19 protein-coding genes and 1 tRNA gene are annotated in these 20,533 nt (G+C 59.7%); 13 read left to right on the top strand and 7 right to left on the bottom strand.

Features of this window, described 5'->3' with window-relative positions; genetic code table 11:
* Window positions 1-50: 50 nt before the first annotated feature.
* Together ACVWYF_RS14005 and ACVWYF_RS14000 are read left to right on the top strand one after the other, a co-directional pair.
* Window positions 51-842, top strand: coding sequence for a DUF3050 domain-containing protein (locus ACVWYF_RS14005; protein ID WP_457068998.1), 792 nt, complete (start codon window positions 51-53; stop codon window positions 840-842).
* A 72-nt stretch (window positions 843-914) separates the two neighbouring features.
* Window positions 915-1,286, top strand: coding sequence for a hypothetical protein (locus ACVWYF_RS14000; protein WP_457068996.1), 372 nt, complete (start codon window positions 915-917; stop codon window positions 1,284-1,286).
* A 77-nt stretch (window positions 1,287-1,363) separates the two neighbouring features.
* Here ACVWYF_RS14000 and ACVWYF_RS13995 read toward each other — a convergent pair whose 3' ends face one another.
* Complete coding sequence (locus ACVWYF_RS13995; protein WP_457068994.1) at window positions 1,364-2,095, bottom strand: hypothetical protein; 732 nt, start codon at window positions 2,093-2,095, stop codon at window positions 1,364-1,366.
* 237 nt (window positions 2,096-2,332) lie between these two features.
* Between ACVWYF_RS13995 and metG the strand changes: the two genes are divergently transcribed.
* Entirely contained in the window at window positions 2,333-4,375 is a 2,043-nt protein-coding gene (gene metG / locus ACVWYF_RS13990; protein ID WP_457068992.1) for a methionine--tRNA ligase, read from the top strand.
* 80 nt (window positions 4,376-4,455) lie between these two features.
* Here metG and pth read toward each other — a convergent pair whose 3' ends face one another.
* The 5 genes from pth to ACVWYF_RS13965 form a co-directional block, all read right to left on the bottom strand.
* Window positions 4,456-5,022 (bottom strand): aminoacyl-tRNA hydrolase, encoded by a 567-nt coding sequence (gene pth / locus ACVWYF_RS13985; RefSeq protein WP_457068990.1) that lies wholly within the window; start codon window positions 5,020-5,022, stop codon window positions 4,456-4,458.
* A gap of 212 nt (window positions 5,023-5,234) precedes the next feature.
* Entirely contained in the window at window positions 5,235-5,804 is a 570-nt protein-coding gene (locus tag ACVWYF_RS13980) for a 50S ribosomal protein L25/general stress protein Ctc (RefSeq protein ID WP_457068988.1), read from the bottom strand.
* 121 nt (window positions 5,805-5,925) lie between these two features.
* Window positions 5,926-6,990, bottom strand: a complete 1,065-nt coding sequence (locus ACVWYF_RS13975) for a DUF6340 family protein (protein ID WP_457068986.1) — start codon at window positions 6,988-6,990, stop codon at window positions 5,926-5,928.
* A 155-nt stretch (window positions 6,991-7,145) separates the two neighbouring features.
* Window positions 7,146-8,072 carry a ribose-phosphate pyrophosphokinase gene (locus tag ACVWYF_RS13970; RefSeq protein ID WP_457068984.1) on the bottom strand — a complete coding sequence of 309 codons (927 nt, stop codon included), beginning with the start codon at window positions 8,070-8,072 and terminating at the stop codon, window positions 7,146-7,148.
* Between the two features lie 145 nt (window positions 8,073-8,217).
* Window positions 8,218-8,290 (bottom strand) — tRNA-Gln (locus ACVWYF_RS13965).
* Window positions 8,291-8,565: 275 nt separating this feature from the next.
* On the opposite strand from ACVWYF_RS13965, the gene atpD reads away from it, so the two are divergent.
* The 10 genes from atpD to ACVWYF_RS13915 all read left to right on the top strand — a co-directional run bounded on the left by atpD (window position 8,566) and on the right by ACVWYF_RS13915 (window position 18,438).
* A complete protein-coding gene (gene atpD / locus ACVWYF_RS13960; RefSeq protein ID WP_457068982.1) occupies window positions 8,566-10,071 on the top strand; it encodes a F0F1 ATP synthase subunit beta in 1,506 nt (501 codons plus the stop codon).
* 141 nt (window positions 10,072-10,212) lie between these two features.
* A complete protein-coding gene (atpC, locus tag ACVWYF_RS13955) occupies window positions 10,213-10,461 on the top strand; it encodes an ATP synthase F1 subunit epsilon (RefSeq protein WP_354585764.1) in 249 nt (82 codons plus the stop codon).
* A gap of 135 nt (window positions 10,462-10,596) precedes the next feature.
* Entirely contained in the window at window positions 10,597-11,652 is a 1,056-nt protein-coding gene (locus ACVWYF_RS13950) for an AI-2E family transporter (protein ID WP_457068979.1), read from the top strand.
* A gap of 54 nt (window positions 11,653-11,706) precedes the next feature.
* Window positions 11,707-12,837 (top strand): trans-sulfuration enzyme family protein, encoded by a 1,131-nt coding sequence (locus ACVWYF_RS13945; protein ID WP_457068977.1) that lies wholly within the window; start codon window positions 11,707-11,709, stop codon window positions 12,835-12,837.
* Window positions 12,838-12,923: 86 nt separating this feature from the next.
* On the top strand, window positions 12,924-13,889 hold the full coding sequence (locus ACVWYF_RS13940) for a DoxX-like family protein (RefSeq protein WP_457068975.1): 966 nt from the start codon (window positions 12,924-12,926) through the stop codon (window positions 13,887-13,889).
* Window positions 13,890-13,926: 37 nt separating this feature from the next.
* The gene (locus tag ACVWYF_RS13935; protein WP_457068973.1) at window positions 13,927-14,607 is read left to right on the top strand and encodes a DUF4166 domain-containing protein; all 681 of its coding nucleotides are present in this window, start codon (window positions 13,927-13,929) and stop codon (window positions 14,605-14,607) included.
* A 30-nt stretch (window positions 14,608-14,637) separates the two neighbouring features.
* A complete protein-coding gene (locus ACVWYF_RS13930; protein ID WP_457068971.1) occupies window positions 14,638-15,387 on the top strand; it encodes a fatty acid desaturase in 750 nt (249 codons plus the stop codon).
* Window positions 15,388-15,516: 129 nt separating this feature from the next.
* A complete protein-coding gene (locus ACVWYF_RS13925) occupies window positions 15,517-17,694 on the top strand; it encodes a bifunctional alpha,alpha-trehalose-phosphate synthase (UDP-forming)/trehalose-phosphatase (protein ID WP_457068969.1) in 2,178 nt (725 codons plus the stop codon).
* Window positions 17,695-17,794: 100 nt separating this feature from the next.
* Window positions 17,795-18,034: a hypothetical protein gene (locus ACVWYF_RS13920; RefSeq protein ID WP_457068967.1), complete on the top strand. Its 240-nt coding sequence runs from the start codon at window positions 17,795-17,797 to the stop codon at window positions 18,032-18,034.
* Window positions 18,034-18,438, top strand: coding sequence for a PIN domain-containing protein (locus ACVWYF_RS13915; protein WP_457068965.1), 405 nt, complete (start codon window positions 18,034-18,036; stop codon window positions 18,436-18,438). Before ACVWYF_RS13920 ends, ACVWYF_RS13915 begins: the two co-directional genes overlap by 1 nt.
* 165 nt (window positions 18,439-18,603) lie before the next feature.
* Here the strand turns inward: ACVWYF_RS13915 and ACVWYF_RS13910 are convergent, their stop codons facing one another.
* On the bottom strand, window positions 18,604-20,391 hold the full coding sequence (locus tag ACVWYF_RS13910) for a glycoside hydrolase family 15 protein (protein ID WP_457068963.1): 1,788 nt from the start codon (window positions 20,389-20,391) through the stop codon (window positions 18,604-18,606).
* Window positions 20,392-20,533 lie beyond the last annotated feature (142 nt).

Genomic DNA, 20,533 nt, shown 5'->3' with positions numbered 1-20,533 from the left:
TAACAATAGCAAATGGGCTGTATTTAAATAGTTATAATATAAATCGCCATATGGAAGCTAAGCTGGACCCCATCGAATTTTTGCAGCATGAAGTGGCCAACACCCGCCAGCTATTGCTCAACAATGGGCTATACTACCGCCTCCAGAACATGGCCGACCTGCGCCAGTTCATGGAGCACCACGTCTTTGCCGTGTGGGATTTTATGTCGCTACTCAAGGGCCTGCAACGCGAACTGACCTGCGTAGACGTGCCGTGGATGCCCACAGCCAACCCCGCCACGCGCCGCCTCATCAACGAAATTGTGCTGGAAGAGGAAACCGACCTTGACCCGCAGGGCCAGCCCACCAGCCATTTCGAACTCTATGTGCGGGCCATGGAAGAATGCGGAGCAAATACGCGTCCCATTCGCCGGCTGGTGGCGGCGGTGGGGGGGGGGCGCTCGGTTTCGCAAGCGCTTACCGATGCGCAGGTCCCAGATTCGGTGCGTCAGTTTGTCGAAACCACGTTCCGCATCATTGAGTCCGGCAATGCCCACGCGATGGCGGCGGCTTTCACCTTCGGCCGCGAAGACTTGATTCCGGCCATGTTCCGCCAGCTGGTGGGCGAGCTGCGTGCCCGGTTTCCCGGCCAGCTCGATACGTTCGTGTATTACCTCGACCGCCACATCGAGCTTGATGAGGAAGTGCATGCCCCGCTGGCCCAGCAAATGGTGCGCGAGCTGTGCGCCGACGACCCCCAGTGCTGGCAGGAAGCTCAACAGGTCACCATTGAGTGCTTGGAAGCCCGCATGGCCCTCTGGGATGGCATCATGCCCACCCAGGCCAGCCCCACCCTGGCTTAAGTAAACTACTGAGCCTTGCTCACCGTTTGAAGGAGGCAGCCGCTTGGCTGCCTCCTTTTTATTTAGTAGGTCATGCTGACTTTTCAATTATTTACTGCCCGCCCCTGGCTGGTGCTTGGGACCGCCGCCCTGCTCTCGGCCTGTTCGGTTTCGGAGCAAACCTCGGAAACCGCCGCGCCCACCAGCACGCCCACTGAAGTGCGTACCGATGCCGACCGCCGCGCCATCTACAACAGCAACGGCGCGCGCATCAGCAATGGCTACGCCGTGCCCGATGCCACGCCCAACCGCGTGCGCCTCGGCGAGCAGGCGGCCAGCATCAACAGTCAGAAGCGCATCGAAAACGTGAACACTAATGACCCCAACAACACCACGCCCGAAACCCGCCTGCAGCGCCTCAACACCAATGCCCCCGCGCCGTTGGACACCGCCCGCCGGCCCTGAAAACCTCCGGTAGCATCAATAAAAAAGCCCACTCCGATACTTCGGAGCGGGCTTTTTGCCACTTAAGCGGGGGCAGGCTATGCGCTCACCTCGCCGGTGCCGGGGCTATCAGCCGAGTTTATCACGCCGGTTGCTTCGGGCTCCGGCGCGGGTGCGGCCTGAGCGCGCGGCTTGGGGCCGCGCTTGGCACCCGTGCTGGCAGCCGCCGTAGCCGCAGCTGGCTTGGGGCCGCGCTTAGCGCCGGTCGTTTTGGCTTTGGCGGCAGCGGGCTTGCGGCTCCGGCCACTGGCAGCCGGAGCGGCGGCAGTGATTTCGGTAGCGGCTTCATCGCCGTCGCGGGGGGCACGGGGCTTGCGGGGCGTGCCATCCTTGTTCAGCGTAGGGCCTTTTTTGCTGCCTCGGGCAGCTTTGCCGGTGGCAGTGGAAGTAGCAGCTTGGCCATTATCGGCGGCAGTGGGGCCGGACACCGAATCATAATGCCGCACGATGGTGTGCAGGGCCTGCTCAAACATGCGCTCCGTGTCGCCATCGAGGCGGCGCGTAGCCTCTTTCACCACTTCCTTCAGCTTGGCCTTCGTTTCTTTGCGAATGCGTGTTACCACTTCATTCATGCGGGCGTTCAACTCCTTTTGCAATTGCTTGGCCGCCGACTTGAGCGACTTTTTCTGGCTGGCCTTTTTGCTGGCGCGGTCTTCGTTCAGGTCAGCGGAGGCGCGGCCCGCGCTTTTAGCCGATTTACGGGCTGATTTTTCTTCCGGCGTGCTTTTCGCACGTTTTTCCGTTTTAACCGGAGAAGCAGGTTTTTTCATCTGAAAAAAATTGGTTGGTGAAGGGTGAAAGAGGCGGAAAGAAGTCGATTTGATGGCGCTATATTTTAATTAAGCGCGCTCAAATATAAAATCATTTAAGAGTCAAACGGTTTGCTCGGTTTTTTTGTTGATTTAATTCTGTAATTTTTTTAATCGTTTCTTTGTGAAGGGGAACAATTGCCCTGATTTTCTGCGAAAAATAATCCTCGCATCCCCGCCTTTTTACTTCTGATTTTTATGTCACTTCTTCCTAAGCGATACACTGTTACCGCTGCTTTGCCTTATGCCAACGGGCCGGTACACATCGGGCATCTGGCCGGGGTTTATTTGCCCGCCGATATCTATGTGCGCTACCTGCGCTCGGCCGGTCGGGATGTGAAATTTATTTGTGGTTCCGATGAGCACGGCGTTCCCATCACCATTCGGGCCCAGAAAGAGGGCGTTACGCCCCAGCAGGTGGTGGATAAATACCACGCCCTGATTCGGGATTCGTTCAAAGATTTCAACGTTTCGTTCGATGTGTATTCACGCACTTCATCGGCCACGCACGCCGAGGTTTCCAGCAACTTTTTTACCAAGCTGAATAACGAAGGCAAATTCATCGAGCAAACTACGCAGCAGTATTTCGATGAAAAAGCCCAGCAATTTCTGGCCGACCGCTACATCGTGGGCACCTGCCCCAATTGCGGCAACGAAAATGCCTACGGCGACCAGTGCGAGCGCTGCGGCACCTCGCTCAGCCCCACCGAATTAATTAATCCGCGCAGCATGCTCAGCGGCGCGCAACCTGTTTTGCGCGATACCAAGCACTGGTTCCTGCCCCTCGACCAGTACGAGCTTTGGCTGCGCGAATGGATAATTGAAGGCCACAAAAACGACTGGAAAACCAACGTGTACGGCCAGTGTAAATCCTGGATTGACCAGGGCCTGCACCCCCGAGCCGTAACGCGCGACCTTGACTGGGGCGTGCCCGTGCCGGTGCCCGGGGCCGAAGGAAAAGTGCTCTACGTATGGTTTGACGCGCCAATTGGCTACATCTCGGCCACTAAAGAGGCCTTTCCCGATGAATGGGAATTATACTGGAAAGATGCCGGCTCGAAACTGGTGCATTTCATCGGCAAGGATAACATCGTTTTCCACTGCATTATTTTTCCGGTAATGCTCAAAGCGCACGGCGAATTTATTTTGCCGGATAATGTGCCCGCCAACGAATTCCTGAACCTTGAAGGCGATAAAATCAGCACCTCGCGCAATTGGGCCGTGTGGCTGCACGAATATTTAGCCGATTTCCCCGGCCAGGCCGACGTGCTGCGTTACGTGTTGTGCGCCAACGCCCCCGAAACCAAGGACAACGATTTCACCTGGAAGGATTTTCAGGCGCGCAACAACAACGAATTGGTTGCTACGCTCGGCAATTTTGTGAACCGTGCCGTCGTGCTCACGCACAAATTCTTCGAAGGCAAAGTGCCGGAATTGGGTGAATTACAGGATTTTGACCGGCTCGCTCTGGCTCAGGCTTCTGAGTTCCCGGCGAAAGTTGGCGAGCTGATTGAAAATTACCGCTTCCGCGACGCGCTAGCTGAAGTAATGAACTTGGCCCGCCTCGGCAATAAATACCTGGCCGAAACCCAGCCCTGGCACCTCATCAAAACCGATGCTGCCCGCACCGGTACCGTGCTGAATGTATCGCTGCAAATTGCAGCCAGCCTGGCCCCACTGTTGGAACCTTTCCTGCCCGAATCGGCCCAAAAACTGGCCACCATGCTCAACCTGGAGTTGGGCAACTGGGCCAGCGCCGGCCGTCCCGACACCCTCGCCGCCGGGCACCAGCTACGCGAAGCCGAATTGCTGTTCGGTAAAATTGAAGATGCCGTGGTTGAAACACAGGTGCAAAAACTGCTCGATACTAAAAAAGAAAATCAACTCGCCAACACACCCATCGCGCCGGCCAAAGATGATATTTCGTTCGATGATTTCGGCCAGATGGATTTACGCATCGGAACCATCACGGCTGCCGAGAAAGTAGCCAAGACCAAAAAGCTCCTCAAACTCACCGTCGACCTGGGCCTGGAGGAGCGCACCATCGTGAGCGGCATCGCGGAGTATTTCATTCCCGAAGCGCTAATTGGCCAGCAGGTACAGGTATTGCTCAACCTCGCTCCCCGAGAAATCAAAGGCATCAAAAGCCAGGGCATGCTGCTGATGGCCGAAAATGCTGATGGCAGCCTCGCCCTGATGCAGCCCAGCAAGCCCGTGCGCAACGGCAGCGGCGTGGCGTAAGCCATTCACTTATCTGCGCATAAAAAAAGGCTCGTCCGCACAATGCAGACGAGCCTTTTTTACGCGATTCGGTGCCCGAGTTATTTCACGTTCACGATGTTCATGGCGCGTTCCAATCCCATTGCGCCGAAAGCTAAAACGGCTTCTGCCGCTTTTTCAATGCGCGTGGGCAATTCAATTAATTCATCCTTCGAAAACGGGTCCAGCACATAATCTACCTGCCGGCCTTTGGGGAAATTTGCATCCACACCGAAGCGCAGGCGGGCGTACACATCACTGCCCAGCGTGGCCTGGATGTCCTTTAGCCCATTGTGACCGCCGGCTGAGCCCTGGCCTTTTAGGCGCAGTTTGCCGAAGGGGAGGGCGAGGTCATCGGTTACCACAATCATGTTTTCGGCCGTGATTTTCAGCGTGGCCAGCCAGTGGGCGGCGGCTTTGCCACTCAGGTTCATGTAGGTGGTGGGCTTCACCAGCACGTAGGTATGGCCTTTGTGCTTGAATTCGGTGGTGAAGGCGTGGCGGCCGATTTCGAAGCGGGGCGCGTCGAATTTGGCTGCCAGATAATCGGCCACCATGAAGCCGATGTTGTGGCGCGTGTCGGCGTATTCGGGGCCAATGTTGCCCAGGCAGAGAACTAGAAACTTCATCTGAACCGCAGATTTAACGGATTTAACGGATTGCACAGATTCTGGCGTCAATTCTCAGAAGCTGCTGCCACTCGATATGGCAAAGCGCGACCTTTTTGTAGCGCAAATAAAAAGCCGCTCCAAAGTTTGGAGCGGCTTTTTGGTTGAAGCGCAAATTAATGGATGAAGGAATCGATGGAATCCATCTAATCCGTTAAATCTGCGATTCAGAATTATTTGCCAGCCAGCTCGCCTTTCAGGGCACGTGGGATGGTGATGGTGGCGATGGGAGCCTCCGCGCTGGTGAGAATGGTGTAGCCCTTCGGCTCCACGGCACCTACCTTGATGGATTTGCCCAGCTCCATGGTGCCGATGTTCACTTCCACGTAGTCGGGGAGGTTGTCCATCGTGGCACGCACGCGCACTTTGCGCAGCTTGCTCACCAGTTTGCCGCCGGCCAATACGCCCGGCGAAACACCGATGTATTTTACGGGGATGTCCATTTTAACCTCTTTGCCTTCTTCCAATTCGAGGAAGTCAACGTGGAGGAGCATTTCGTTTACGGGGTGGAACTGGGCGTCCTGCACAATCGCCTTGTACAAGGTGCCTTCCACGTTCAGGTCCACAATGTGTGCCTCCGGCGTGTACAACAACTCGCGGAACAGGATAGCGGGCACGGAGAAATGCACGGTATCGGTGCCGCCATACAATACGCACGGTACTTGGGCGTCGAGGCGCAATGCCTTGGCGTCCGTTTTACCGAGATTCGCTCTTTTAAACCCTACAATCTCGAGGCTTTTCATAAAAGTGGTTTTTGGGGATGAAAAAATGGCCCGTTTGCCTCCAGCATTGGGGGCAAACGGGCCGCAAAGGTAGGGTGAATTCGGCTGGAAAACCAGGGTGTTACGAAGAAATAACCCAGCGCTAGTTCATCACGGGCACGCTTTTGAGCTGCTCCTGCACTAGCTCCTGCGCCCGCAGCCGGTCGTTGAGGACGCGGAGGTAGTTTTTGGCCTGGCCATTGTTGCAGGTATAAGCCGATTTTTTGGCCCAGTCGATGGCTCCCGGCAGGTCGCCGCGCACTTCGCTGGCCACGGCCAGGTTGTAGAACGCCCGGCCGGCAATTTTGGGATTGAGGTTTTTGGCGGCCTGCTGCCAGAGGGTGGCCGCTCCTTGCCAGTCTTCGGCATCGGCCCGCACGGCGGCCTGCTTCATGAGGGCGTCTTTCTTGGCCGTGGTGAAATAGTCGCGGTTGAGGTCGATGTAAGAAGGAGCGATGCGGCGGGCGTAGCCATCGCCGGCCCGCTGGGCCACCCGCCGGATGCACTCCTCGGGCGAGGGCAGCTGGCGCAGGGCGGCGGGGTAGTTATCGCCGTTGCCGGTGAAGACCAGCTGTTCTTCTTGCCGGGCCTGGTCGAGCACAAAGCCCTGCGCCGCGCCGTAGGTGCGGAAGCCGCTCACAATTTTCATCACCATCTCGACGTGTACGGTGGGCACCTGGTGGTCCTTGCCTTCCTTGTCTTTCACGGTGCGGGTGCCGTTGGTATGCGTCAGAGCCATATCGGAATCGAAGGCTTCGAGCACCACGAGGCCATCGACCTGGGTGCGGTGGCACAAATCCTGCACGTAGCGCGGGGCCAGCGGCGGCAGGAAAAACTCGCGGCTGCGCCCCAGTAGCTGTAGCTGCGCCTGCGTCACTTTAAAGCGGTAGCTGTTATTGGCCAGGGCCTGGCCCACCACGTTCACGCACTCGTCGGCCCCGGCGCGGTCCACGCCAATGCCTTCGCCGGTAAAGGCACCTTCCATCACGTCGAAGAATTTATCGCGGCGCGATTCCGGAATAATGCGGTTGGCGGTGGCCACGCTTTGTAGGTCGGCCGGCATGGGCACCGCCGCCGGGGCCAGCGCCCGAATGTGGACGGTGGAAGCGCAGGCACTCAACAGCAGTGCGGCCAAAAGGGTGGAGGCGGAAGTGTAAAGCTTGTTCATCACGTTTGCAGAAAAAAGTTCCAGTTGAGGAAGCCTTTCTACAAAACTGTGCCAATCTATAGAGAAACCGTAGTACAACAGGGATAAAGAAAGCCCGTCATGCTGCGAACTGTGCGCAGCATGACGGGCTTGCGTGAACCTAGCCAGACGTTTGTTTACACGAACAGCGAGCTGATGCTCTCGTGCGTCACCACGTTGCGGATAGCAGCGGCAAACAGCGGAGCCAGCGAAATCACCCGGATTTTCTCGTTTTCCTGGGCCAGCGGAATGGTATCGGTAGTAATTAGCTCCGTGAGGGAAGAGGCGCGGATGCGGTCGTGGGCCGGACCGCTGAGCAGCGGGTGCGTAATGACAGCCCGTACCGAGTTGGCCCCGCGCTCCATCACCAGGTCGGCGGCTTTGCAGATGGTGCCGGCGGTGTCCACCATGTCATCCACAAATACCACGTCCATTCCTTTCACGTCGCCAATCACCTGCATCGAGGCAATCTCGTTGGCCCGCACGCGCATCTTGTCGCAGACCACAATTTCGGCCCCGAATTTCTTGGCGAAGGCGCGGGTCCGCACCACACCGCCCACGTCGGGCGAGGCGAAAATCAGATTTTCCAGGTTCAGCGATTTGATGTAAGGAGCCGTGACGGTGGCCCCGTCAAGATGGTCGACGGGAATATCAAAGAAGCCTTGGATTTGGCCAGCGTGCAGGTCGCAGGTCATCAGGCGGTCGGTGCCCACGCTCTGGATGATGTTGGCCACCACTTTTGCGCCAATGCTCACGCGGGGCTTGTCCTTGCGGTCCTGCCGGGCGTAGCCCATGTAGGGCATCACGATGACGACTTTGTGGGCCGAGGCGCGCTTGGCCGCGTCCACCATCAGCATGAGCTCCATGAGGTGCTCGGCGGGCGGGAAGGTGCTTTGCACGAGGAACACCTCGCAACCGCGGATGCTTTCGTTGAAGCTCGGCCCCATCTCGTTGTCGGCGAAGCGCTGGAGGCTGAGGTCGCCGAGGGTGGTGCCGTAGGCGGCGGCAATCTTTTCGCCGAGCTCACGCGAGGCGCTGCCGGCAAATATTTTGACCTGTTTCATAGGGGAAGGTGCTAATAATGAGTTGATGCGCGAAAGCCTGCGGCGGGGGAGGCTGTGGAAACGGGAGGGATAGAAAAGCGAAAGGCGCTGACCACTCCGGAAATTGGAGAAGCCAGCGCCTTTTCGATTTACTCGAGCTGTGTCGTTGTCCGACCAGGGCTCGAACCTGGACTTTCTTGAATCAAAATCAAGCGTGTTGCCAGTTACACCATCGGACAAAATCCCAGTTGGCTACGTGCCGTTTGGGAGTGCAAATGTACTACCGGAAAAATTCGGCGCAAGGATTTTTTGAAAAAAATTTGAAGAAAAAATCTGCGGTATCAGCCCGGAAAGCGGCTTCCCGTTCATTGTTGCCTGATTTTCACGGGGTAGGGGATTTTGCGTTTGGTTCTGATTGGGCCGGGTACCGCAAACGTTATGGTTGGAAAAGCCACGCTTCTACCGTAATTTTGCGGCCTGAAAAGAGCATTAACTTCATCATAAATACAACCAAATGGCCAATACCGGCAAAATCACCCAGGTCATCGGACCCGTCGTGGACGTAAGCTTCGCGGGTGAAAACACGAAGCTGCCCAACATCCTCGACGCCCTCGAAGTAACCAAAGAGAACGGCCAAGTGGTAGTGCTGGAATGCCAGCAGCACTTGGGCGAGGACCGGGTTCGGACCATTGCCATGGACTCGACCGAGGGTTTGGCCCGTGGCGCGGAAGTACGCGACCTGGGTGCCCCCATCTCGATGCCCACCGGCGACGGTGTGAAAGGCCGCCTGTTCAACGTGATTGGCGAAGCTATTGACGGCATTCCGCAGCCCAAAAGCGGGCCGCGTTTGTCCATTCACCGCAACGCCCCGGCGTTTGAGGAACTGGCAACGTCGTCGGAAGTATTCTTCACCGGCATCAAGGTTATCGACTTGCTGGCTCCTTATGTAAAGGGTGGCAAAATTGGTTTGTTCGGTGGTGCCGGCGTGGGCAAAACCGTACTGATTCAGGAGCTTATCAACAACGTGGCCAAGGCCTACGAAGGCTTGTCGGTGTTTGCCGGCGTGGGCGAGCGGACCCGTGAGGGCAACGACTTGCTGCGCGAATTCATCGAATCCAACATCATTCTGTACGGCGATGCCTTCAAGCATTCGATGGAAGAAGGTGGCTGGGACCTGAGCAAGGTGGACATGGCGGCGATGGAAAAATCGCAGGCTACCCTCGTGTTCGGCCAGATGAACGAGCCCCCCGGAGCCCGTGCCCGTGTGGCCCTGTCGGGTCTGACCATCGCCGAGAGCTTCCGCGATGGCGACGGCACCGGTGCCGGCCGCGACATCCTGTTCTTCATCGACAACATTTTCCGCTTCACGCAGGCGGGCTCGGAAGTATCGGCTCTCTTGGGCCGGATGCCTTCGGCCGTGGGTTACCAGCCCACGCTGGCTACCGAAATGGGTGCCATGCAGGAGCGCATTACCTCGACCAAGCGCGGTTCAATTACCTCGGTACAGGCCGTTTACGTGCCTGCCGATGATTTGACTGACCCGGCCCCGGCCAACACCTTTGCCCACCTGGATGCCACGACGGTACTGAGCCGCAAAATCGCCGAGCTGGGCATCTACCCGGCCGTTGACCCGCTGGACTCGACCTCGCGCATTCTGTCGGCCGACATCCTCGGCGACGAGCACTACAACACCGCCCAGCGCGTGAAAGAGCTGCTCCAGCGCTATAAGGAACTGCAAGACATCATCGCCATCCTGGGTATGGACGAGCTGTCGGAGGAGGACAAGCAGGTGGTAAACCGTGCCCGTCGCGTGCAGCGCTTCCTGTCGCAGCCCTTCTTCGTGGCCGAGCAGTTCACCGGCCTCAAAGGTGTACTGGTTGACATCAAGGACACCATCAAAGGCTTCAACGAAATCATCGACGGCAAGTATGACCACCTGCCCGAGGCGGCTTTCAACCTTGTTGGCAACATCGAGGATGCCGTAGCTAAAGGCGAACGCCTGATTGCGGAAGCCAAATAATTAAAAACGTCCGGTGGAACGTCATGCTGAGCGAAGTCGAAGCATCTCTACCGCAGCAGTAACTAATTACTTGCGCGGTAGAGATGCTTCGACTTCGCTCAGCATGACGTTCTTCTTTAGTTTGACAATTCATTCAAAAACATGCATTTAGAAATCATCACCCCCGACCGCAAGGTATTCGAAGGCGAAGTGACGGCAGCCCAGTTTCCGGGGGCCGATGGCTCGTTTGAAGTGCTGAACAACCACGCCCCGCTCATAGCGGCCCTCAAGGCCGGCGACGTGACGCTGACCGGCGGCGCAGGTGGCCGCGAGGTTATCCGCATCGAAGGCGGCGTGGTGGAAGTGCTGCGCAACAACGTGATTGTGCTGGCCGAAGGTGCCGTGGCGTAACGCCATAGCGGACTTTGGTAGCTGGCTAAAAGCCGCTCCTGCCTGGCAGGAGCGGCTTTTTTGTGATATTAGCTGGCCCAAGCGGGAGAATGCCGTATAGCTATACTACCCGCAAACCCATTTGCCTTTGTTTTTATGAAATCTTCGGACCCGTTTGTTGCCGTTGAAAATATTTACACCCATCGGCAGCGCTATGTGCTGCTGGTCGCCTCGTTGGTGGGCATCGCGGCCCTCATGGTATTCGGGCTGGCGCAGTACCTCACGGCGTTTCTGGCGGCGGGTATCCTGTTCGTGGTGTTTCGGCCGTGGTGGGTGGCGCTGGTGCATGAGCGGCGCTGGAACCGGCAGCTGGTGGCGGTGGGCATTTTGCTCGTGACGGTGGTGGTGCTGGTGATTCCCTTTTATGCCCTCACTTCGCTGCTACTCGACCGGCTCATTGCCTTCGCGCAAAATCCTGAACGGCTGCTGGAGGTGATTCACAAGCTGGAAAGAGCCACCGGCTTCAAAATGACCGAGCAGGTGAACGTGCGCCAACTGCTGTTGCAGGGCGGCGCGAAGGTGTCGGGCTGGCTGCCCTCGCTGGCCAGCAGCGCCCTCAATTTTCTGGTGATTGTGGGCCTGATGCTGTTCACGATGTACTACATGTTTATGCAGGAGACGTTTTTTCTGCTAGGGCTGCACCGCTACCTGCCGTTCCGCAACGAGACACTGCAGGAGCTGGGCGAGTCGCTGAAAAACAACGTGAATGCCAATGTGCTGGGCCAAGTGCTGGTGTCGGTGGTGCAGGGGATTCTGACGGGGGCCACGCTGCTAATTTTTGGGGTGCCCGATGCGGTATTCTGGGGTGTGGTAGCCTTTTTCGCGGCGTTTCTGCCGGTGTTGGGCACGCCGCTGGTGTGGGGGCCGGCGGCGCTCTACCAGTATTCGCAGGGGCACAATGGGCAAGCGCTGGGAATTTTGCTGGTGGGGTTTATCCTGATTATGAACATTGACAACGTGCTGCGCATAGTGCTGGCCAAGCGTATGGGCAATATTCACCCACTGATAACGCTGGTGGGCATTGTGCTGGGCGTGGAGATATTTGGCATCATCGGGCTGGTAGTGGGGCCGTTGCTTGTCTCGTATTTCATGGTATTGATGGAGGTGTTCCGGCGCGAAAACCGCCAGCATATGCAGACTCCGGTGAAGTAGCGCCAAAGCCGGGCGCGTGCCGACCTTTGCGCCTCACGCTCCGCTTCCGCCCTCATGGACCATCCGAACATTCAACCTAAAATCACGCCCATCTACCAAACGTCGGTTTTCAAATTTGAGGACCTCGATGCGGTGCAGCAATACTTCGACGAGCCAGGCAGCCGCTACCTGTACTCGCGTAATGGTAACCCCAATTCTGACGAATTAGCCACCGCCGTAGCCCGCTGGGAAGGCGGCGCGGGCGCGGTAGCCACGGGCTCGGGCATGGCGGCCATCTTCGCGGCGCTACTCACCTACTGCCAGACCGGCGACCATGTGCTGTGCGCGGCTGACATCTACGGCGGCTCGGCGGCGCTGCTGAACCTGGAGCTGTCGCGTTTGGGCATCACGGTGACATACGTGCCGTTTGAAAGCCTGTATGACCTCGCGGCTTATGTGCAGCCAACCTCCAAATTGTTGCTATGCGAAACCATGAGCAACCCGCTGCTGCGCGTGGTAGACCTGCGCGCCGCCGTCGATGAATGCCACCGCCACGGCCTGAAGCTGGTGGTCGATAATACGTTTTCGACCCCCGTGCTGACCCGGCCGCTGGCCTACGGAGCCGACCTCGTGCTGCACAGCGTGACTAAATACCTGGCCGGCCACTCCGACGTGACGGCCGGGGCCGTGGTAGCCCGCACGCCTGAGGATGTGGCCCGGCTGCGCCAAATCGGCATTGTATTCGGCCTCACGCTGAGCCCGATGGAAAGCTGGCTGGCCGTGCGCGGCATGAAAACCATGCGCCTGCGCGTGGCCGCTCACAGTGAAAATGCCTGGGCCGTGGCCGACTTTCTGGACCGGCACCCGGCCGTGTCGGCGGTGTACTACCCGGGGCTGGCTGCGCACCCGCAGCACGACCTAGCGGCGCACCAGGGCGCGGGACGGTTTGGTGGGATGCTCTCGTTCCGGCTGCCGGACGATGCGGCGGCGGTGAACCGCTTCATGCAGCGCAGCCAGCGGTTTCCGTTCGCGCCCTCGCTGGCGGGTGTGGATTCGTCATGCTCGCACCCGCTCTATACCTCGCACCGGGCGCTGACCGATGCGCAGCGGGCGGAGCTGGGCATTACCGTAGGACTGGTGCGGCTGAGCGTGGGCATTGAGCCGGTGGAGGAGCTGCTGGCCGATTTGGCTCACGCGCTGGAGTAGGGGCAAGGAAAATAAGGAGCAGCGCGCTGATTTGACGCGGTTTTCGGCTTATTATTCGCGCTTAGCGGCTATCTTCATTATACCAAATGAAGCTACCCTCGATTTACGTAGAAGCCCGCATCCGCTGTTCCATGGAGCAGCTTTGGGCGCACACCCAACAGCCGGAGCTGCACCAGCAGTGGGACCTGCGCTTCACCGAAATAGCTTACCTGCCCCGGTCCTCGGAGGCGGTGCCGCAGCAGTTTCTGTACGCTACCCGCATTGGGTTTGGGCTGGGTGTGGCGGGCGGCGGCGAAAGCCTGGGCACCCGCGAAAAGAACGGCGAGCGCACTTCGGTGCTCAAGTTCTGGTCCGATGAATGGGCGTCGCTCATTCGGGAAGGCGCGGGTTTCTGGAAGTACGTGCCGACGGAGGACGGGCTGCGGTTTTTTACTAAATATGACTACCAGACACGCTTCGGCGCGGTAGGGCGTGGGCTTGACCAGCTGGCGTTTCGGCCGCTCATCGGCTGGGCCACGGCCTGGGGGTTCGACTGCCTGCGACTATGGCTGGAGCGAGGGCAGGCCCCGCGCCTGTCGCGGGCGCTGGCGGCCACGGTGGCGCTGGTGCGGGCCACGCTGGGCTTCGTGTGGCTGTACCAGGGCGTGGTGCCTAAGCTTCTGTTCCCCGATACTGGGGAACTGAGCATTTTGCAGGGCGCGGGCTTTTCGGCCGAGGCAGCGCGGATGGTGGCGGCCGGCGTGGGTGTAGGCGAAATCCTGTTTGGGCTGCTGTTCTGGTTGCTGCCGGCGCGGCGGCTGCGGCCCGTGTACTGGCTGAACATGCTGGGTCTGCTGGGGCTGGGGACGGGGGCGCTGTTTAGTCAGCCGGCAGTGTTTGTGGCACCCTTCAACCCGCTCACGCTGAACCTGGCACTGATGGCCTTGGCTGCCGTGGCCCTGCTCATCCCGCCAGACTTAGTGCCCAGCGCCGCTCGCTGCCTGCGCCAGCCCCCGGCGGCCCGGCCCACGGCTGCCAAAGTCCCGCACGCTGCGCCCGTTGCGGTGGGCTAACCTTCATTCTTCCGCCGCTCATCAACCGCTTTAGTTCATGCTTTCCATCTATCAGCAGCAATTGGGGGCCGATTTCCAGAAGCTGCACCCGCGCATTCAGGAGCGGCTGGCTTTTAGTAGCCGCGACCACCGCGCCTTTGTGGGCGAGGGCATGATGGACCGCGTGTGGCACGGGCCGTCCTTCACGCGGCCCTTTCTGCGGATGGGGCTGGCGCGTCAGATTACCTTTCCCGAGGCTGGTCTAAACGTGCCGTTTCGCATCGAAAATTACGCCTACATCGACCCGCTGGGCCGCGAAACCGTGACCTGGATTCGGCGCTTTGCCTTCCCGGAGCACACCCGCTGCTTCGATGCGACGATGATTCGGAGCGCGGCCCGCAACTGCGTGGTGGACTACCTGGGCACGCACCAGCACATAGCCGTGGACATCGACCTAGCCGTGACGGCGCAGGGCGGGCTGCGGCTGCGCTCGGGGGCGCAGCGATTTCGGGAGGGCTGGTTCGCCTTTGGCTTGCCGCGAATGCTGGCAGCCCTGGCCGATGTGGAAGAGTGGTACGACGACGAGGCCGCTTGCTACCGCATCCGGGTAGAGGTGCGCAACCCCATTCTGGGCAAGCTATTTGGGTATTCCGGCTCGTTTCGGGCAAGCTGGCAGCATTTGGCTCCAGACCGGATTCCGGCCTACGCCCTGCCGCTGCGGCACGAAAGCCGGGAATAACCTGTTCGCTCAGCCTCTTTAACATCAGCCATGAAACTGGAACTCACTCCCGCCCAACGCCGCATCGAGCTGGCCCGTCCGTGGGTACTGCTGGCCCTTTACGTGCTGGTAGCCCTGGCCGGCTGGTGGTGGCTGGCGCTGCCGCTGGCCGTGGTGGTGTGCCTGGCGGCCTTCGTGCAGATGCACGATGCCATGCACAACTCGCTGGGCCTGCCCAAGCCCGCCAACGAGCGGGTGCTCACGCTCAGCGGCCTGCTCATCCTCAAAAGCGGCCACGGCTTGCAGGTGACGCACCTGCGCCACCACGGCCGCTGCCTCACCGAGGCTGACCCCGAGGGCGCGCCCGCCACCTGGAGCTTCGGGCGGGTGCTGTGGCAGGGGCCGTGGCATACCCTGATGCTGCGCCGCGAGTCGCTCCGCATCGCGCCGAATACGCGGCGGATTCAGCTCATCGAAACGGGGCTGACGCTGGGTTTGCTGGTGGGGTTTGCGGGGCTGTACTGGGCCACGGGCTCGTGGGTGGGGTTGGGGTACTGGGGCGTGGCGTTTTTCATGAGCGCGACCATGCCCATCTGGGCGTCTTACGTGCCGCACCATGTGTCGTCGCGCAACCCGGCGGCGCGCACGGCCGCCGCGCTGGCCCAGGCCTGGACGCCCATCACGGCCTCGTTTGCTTTTCATCACCTGCACCACCACTATCCCCGGGTGCCCACGGCCCTGCTCTACCGGGCGGCGGCCGAGCTGCCCCCGCCCCCGGAGGAGGAGCATCACCACCACTAAATGGTCCCGGCAACGGCTGCCGAAAATGCCGCCGCCGAGAGCAAAACCGGTGGGTATAAATGGGAGGATATGGGCTGAATCTGGTTAACTACCGTAAACCATAAGGTTGTTTAACCTATCCCATTGCCTATGTCCCGCACGATAATCGTCTCTAACCGCCTCCCCACTAAAGTCATTCGTTCCGAAGAAAGCCTCACGTTTCAGCCCAGCGAAGGCGGGTTGGCCACGGGTCTGGGCTCCATCTACCGGGCCGATGGCAACGTGTGGGTGGGCTGGCCGGGGCTGTTCGTGAACGACGTGGAAGAAGAACAATACGTCACCGAACAGCTCCAGGCCGACAGCATGGCCCCGGTGTTTCTGACCGAGTCCGAAATCCGGGATTACTACGAGGGCTTCAGCAATTCCACGCTCTGGCCCACTTTTCACTACTTCACGCAGTTCGCCATCTACGAGCAGGCCCAGTGGGATGCTTACGTGGCCGTGAACGAGAAATTCTGCGCCGCCGTGCTGGCCCAGGCCGGCCCGGAAGACACCATCTGGGTGCACGACTACCAGCTGCTGCTGCTGCCGGAAATGCTGCGCAAGGCCCGGCCCGAGGCCACCATCGGCTTTTTCCTGCACATTCCGTTTCCGAGCTACGAGCTGATTCGGGTGCTGCCGTGGCGGGCCGAGCTGCTGCGCGGCATGCTGGGGGCCGACCTTATCGGCTTTCACACCTTCGGCTACATGCGGCACTTTCTCAGCTCGGTGTCGCAGGTGCTGGGCATCACGTCCGTGAATGGGCAGCTGGAAGTGGCGCACCGCGCCGTGCGCGTCGATGCTTTTCCAATGGGCATCGACTACCAGCGCTATGCCGATGCCGCCGCTTCGGAAATGGCCATGCAGCACGAGGCCACCTACCGCCAGGCGCTGCACAACGTGCGCGTCATCCTGAGTATCGACCGGCTCGACTACACTAAGGGCATTGCCCAGCGTCTGCGCGCCTTCGAGCTGCTGCTCCAGCGCTACCCCGAGTGGCGCGAGCAGGTGAGCCTGATTATGCTGGTGGTGCCCTCGCGCGACCAGGTTGCGCAGTATGCCGACCTGAAGGTGGAAATCGACGAGCTGGTGGGGCGCATCAATGCCTCGTACCGTACCATTGCTTGGACGCCGATTCACTACTTCTACCGCTCCTTGCCGCCGGAGGAGCTGGCCTCGCTCTACCGCCTGGCCGAGGTGGCGCTCGTCACGCCAATGCGCGACGGCATGAACCTCGTGGCCAAGGAATTTGTGGCCAGCAAGGCCGACCACCGGGGCGTTCTCATCCTCAGCGAGCGGGCCGGGGCGGCGCGGGAGCTGTCCGATGCCCTCATCATCAACCCCACCGACATCAACCAGCTGGCTGAGGCCATGCACGAGGCGTTGGTGATGCCCGAGGATGAGCAAATCCAGCGCATGATGGCCATGCAGGCCCTGGTGAAGCGCTACAACGTGTTTTCCTGGACCAAACTCTTCCTCAATCAACTCGCTTACACCAAAATGAAGCAGCAAACCCTGGCCACCGAAACCCTCACGCCCGCGCCCACCGGCCAGCTGCTCGAAGCCTACCACGCCAGCCAGCAGCGCCTGTTGCTGCTGGACTATGATGGCACCCTGGTGGATTTCCACGCCAACCCGCAGCGCGCCCAGCCCGACCAGGAGCTGCTCCTGCTCCTAAAGGCCCTGAGTGACAACCCGCACAACCGCGTGGTCATTATCAGCGGGCGCGACCGGAATACGCTGGAGAAATGGCTGGGCGACCTGCCCGTCGATTTCATTGCCGAGCACGGCGTATGGATGCGGGCGGCCGGCGACGACTGGACCCTGTTCCAGGCCATGCGCAACGACTGGAAGCGCGAGCTGCGCCCGGTACTGGAGCTGTACGTGGCCCGCACCGCCGGCTCTTTCATTGAGGAGAAGGACTACTCGCTGGTGTGGCACTACCGCCGCGTCGATGCCGACCTGGGGGCCGTGCGCGCCCGCGAGCTGCTCAATCACCTCACCTTCATGACCTCTAACACCGATTTGCAGGTGATGGAGGGCAACATGGTGTTGGAAATCAAAAACGCCGGCATCAACAAAGGCACGGCCACCACCCGCTGGGTCAGCCAGTACAACCCCGATTTCATCCTGGCGCTGGGCGACGACCGCACCGATGAAGACACCTTCCGGGCGCTGCCCTCGGATGCGTTCACGGTGCGGGTGGGGTCGGCCCCGCACTCGTCAGCGCGGTTCCATGTAGAGTCGCCCACAGAGGTGCGGCAGCTGCTGCGCAAGCTGATTGGGTAGGGCAGGAGTGCAGGACAGTACATCGTTTGGTCGTAACTTACGAGTACTTTGCATCGGCCGGGCTTGCCAATTTCCTTCTGTTGCTTTCAATTCCAATCCAATGACCTATACCGAGCGCCACCTTGTCGAAACCTACGCCGGGCTTTTTGAAGGCTTGAGCGCTCTCAGCAAGCGGGAATTAATGGATAGCCTTGCGCAGTCGCTCAAGGCCTCACCTGCCACGAAAGAAAGCCGCTTTTACCAGTCATTCGGGGCCTTTGCATCGGAAAAATCTGCCGAAGAAATCGTGGCTGAGCTCAAAGCCGGTCGGCAGTTTCAGCAGAGGGAAATCAACTTTTAATGCCGTACCTGCTCGATACCAATATCTGTGTGTTCTTCCTGCGCGGAAAACTCGACCTTGATGAGATTGTCAGGGAGAAGGGGCGTGAAAACTGCTACGTTTCGGAAGTTACCGTTGCAGAGCTTCGCTACGGGGCCGAGAATAGCGACAACGCTGCCAAATCACACCAAGCCGTTGATGATTTCCTGAATGGACTCTCCATCGTTCCCATTTTCGGTTGCATCAGGCGGTATGCGCAGGAAAAAGTTCGGTTACGTAAAATGGGCAATCCCATGCACGATGAATTCGACCTCCTGATTGGCGTAACGGCCATCGAGCATCAGCTAACGTTGGTGACAGACAATCAGAAGGATTTTCACCGTTTGAACGGCATCCAAATGGAGAACTGGTTCAAGCGAGCGTAGCTGCTAATCTCAATCAATTCTGATTTTACACCAAAAAGCCCCGGCACTGCACAGCGCCGAGGCTTTTTGATGTAAAAGCTTGTCTGGTTTTACAGGACGGATTGCCGCATTTCACTCGCTGCGCTTCACTCGTAATACCAGGCGATGCCCGATATGGCAGACTACTTACCCCACAAACCGCGGCTTGTCCTGCCGGTGCGCAATGCGGTAAGCCGCGTTCACCAGCCCGACGTGGCTGTACGCTTGCGGGAAGTTGCCCCACTGCGAGCCGGTTTTCGCGTCCACATCCTCGGAAAGCAGCCCCAGATGGTTGGCGTACTTAATAAGCTTCTCAAACTCGGCGGCGGCTTCTTCGAGGCGGCCGACGCAGGCCAGGGCCTCCACGTACCAGAAGGAGCAGATGAGGAAGGTGGTTTCGGGTGTGCCGAAATCGTCGGGGTGGCGGTAGCGGTAGAAGAGGCCTTCGGGGGTTTTTAGCTCCTTTTCCAGCTCGATGAGGTGCTTTTTGGCCTTGTCGGAGTTGCCGTCGAGGTAGCCCATGAGGATGAGCTGCAGGGTGCTGGCGTCGAGGTGCGGCGAGCCGATGGCGTTGGTGTACACGCCGCGCTCGGCGTCGTAGCACTGCTCGATGCGGTCGGTGGCGGCGGCGATGAGGCGCGTGGCGCGGGCCTCCATGTCCTTATCGCCGAGGGAGCGGGCTACTTGCTGCGCGGCATGGCCGCCGGCCCAATGAAAGAGGAAGGTGTAGCAGTGGCGCTGCGCGATGTGGCGGAACTCCCAGAGGCCGGCGTCGGGCTGGTCGAGGGTGGCTTCCATGAGGCGCAGGGCTTCGGTGGCCAGCTTGGCGGGCGGGAGCTGGTCGGGGTGGGCAAAGCGGCAATCGACGTAGAGCGGCAGCAGGGCCACCAGCACCTGGCCGTACACGTCGTTCTGGATGTGGGTGTAAGCGTCGTTGCCGATGCGGACGGGCTGGTTGCCGAGGTAGCCGGCCAGCGGCAGCTCGGTTTCCACCAAATCGGCCTTGCCGCTGATGCCGTAGAGCGGCTGGTACTTGTCCTGCACCTTGGTGCTGATGTTGGCGATGAAGTGGAAATAGCGCTCCATTTCCTCGAAGTGGCCGATGTTGTTGAAGGCCGTGAGGATGTAGTAAGTGTCGCGCATCCAGCAATAGCGGTAGTCCCAGTTGCGGGTGCTGCCGGGGGCCTCGGGCAGGCTGGTGGTGCTGGCCGCGATGATGGCCCCGGTGTCCTCGTACTGATGAATCTTGAGGGCCAGCGCCGACCTGATGACGGCATCCTGGTGGAAGGTGCCGATGCTGGTGCTCTTCACCCACTTGTGCCAGTAGTCGGTGGTGTTGCGCAGAAACTGCTGGCAGGTGCTTTCCAGCGGGGCTTCGAGGGGCGCGCCGTAGGTGAGGACGAGGTACTTGGTTTCGTTCAGCACGAAGTCTTCCTCATCGAGCACGTAGGTGAGGGGTATGTTGGTGGTGAGGCGGATTTCCTCTTCCAGCCCCAGAAAGGCAATGTGGTTGGAGCTGCGGCGGCGCGTGAGCTCCAGCTCGCCGTACTGGCCCATGGGGCGGCAGGCCACGCGCACGCGGGGCGTACCACTCAGGGGCTCCAACTTGCGGATGAGCATAAGCGGCTTGTAGTACCGGTCGTACTGCGCGAAGCGGGGCGCGAAATCGGTGACGCGGTAGCTGCCGTCGGCCGCCGTGATTTCGGTGCGCAGCACGTTGGTGTTGGGCAGGTAGGTCTGGTTGGAGGTGAAGCCGCCCGCCGCCGTGGGCCGGATGCTGAACTCGCCGCCCTTGTTGTCATCGAGCAGGCTGCCGAACACGAAGCTGCTATCGAAGCGGGGCCAGCAGAGCCAGCGCACGGCCGTATCGGTGCCGATGAGGCCGAGAAAGGCGCAGTTGCCAATCAGGCCGAGGTCATAGGTGTGTTTGGTCATAGGGGAGAGAATGGGGTAAGAGTAATACCCCATTCCGCAGGCCGGGGTTGTTTTGGAGGGGACAGAGGAATAAGAAAACGTCATGCTGAGCGCAGTCGAAGCATCTCTACCGCGCAACTAATTGATTTTAGTATTGCAGCAG

Source organism: Hymenobacter sp. UYAg731 (genome assembly GCF_054061335.1).
This window is presented reverse-complemented; position numbering and strand designations above follow the sequence as displayed.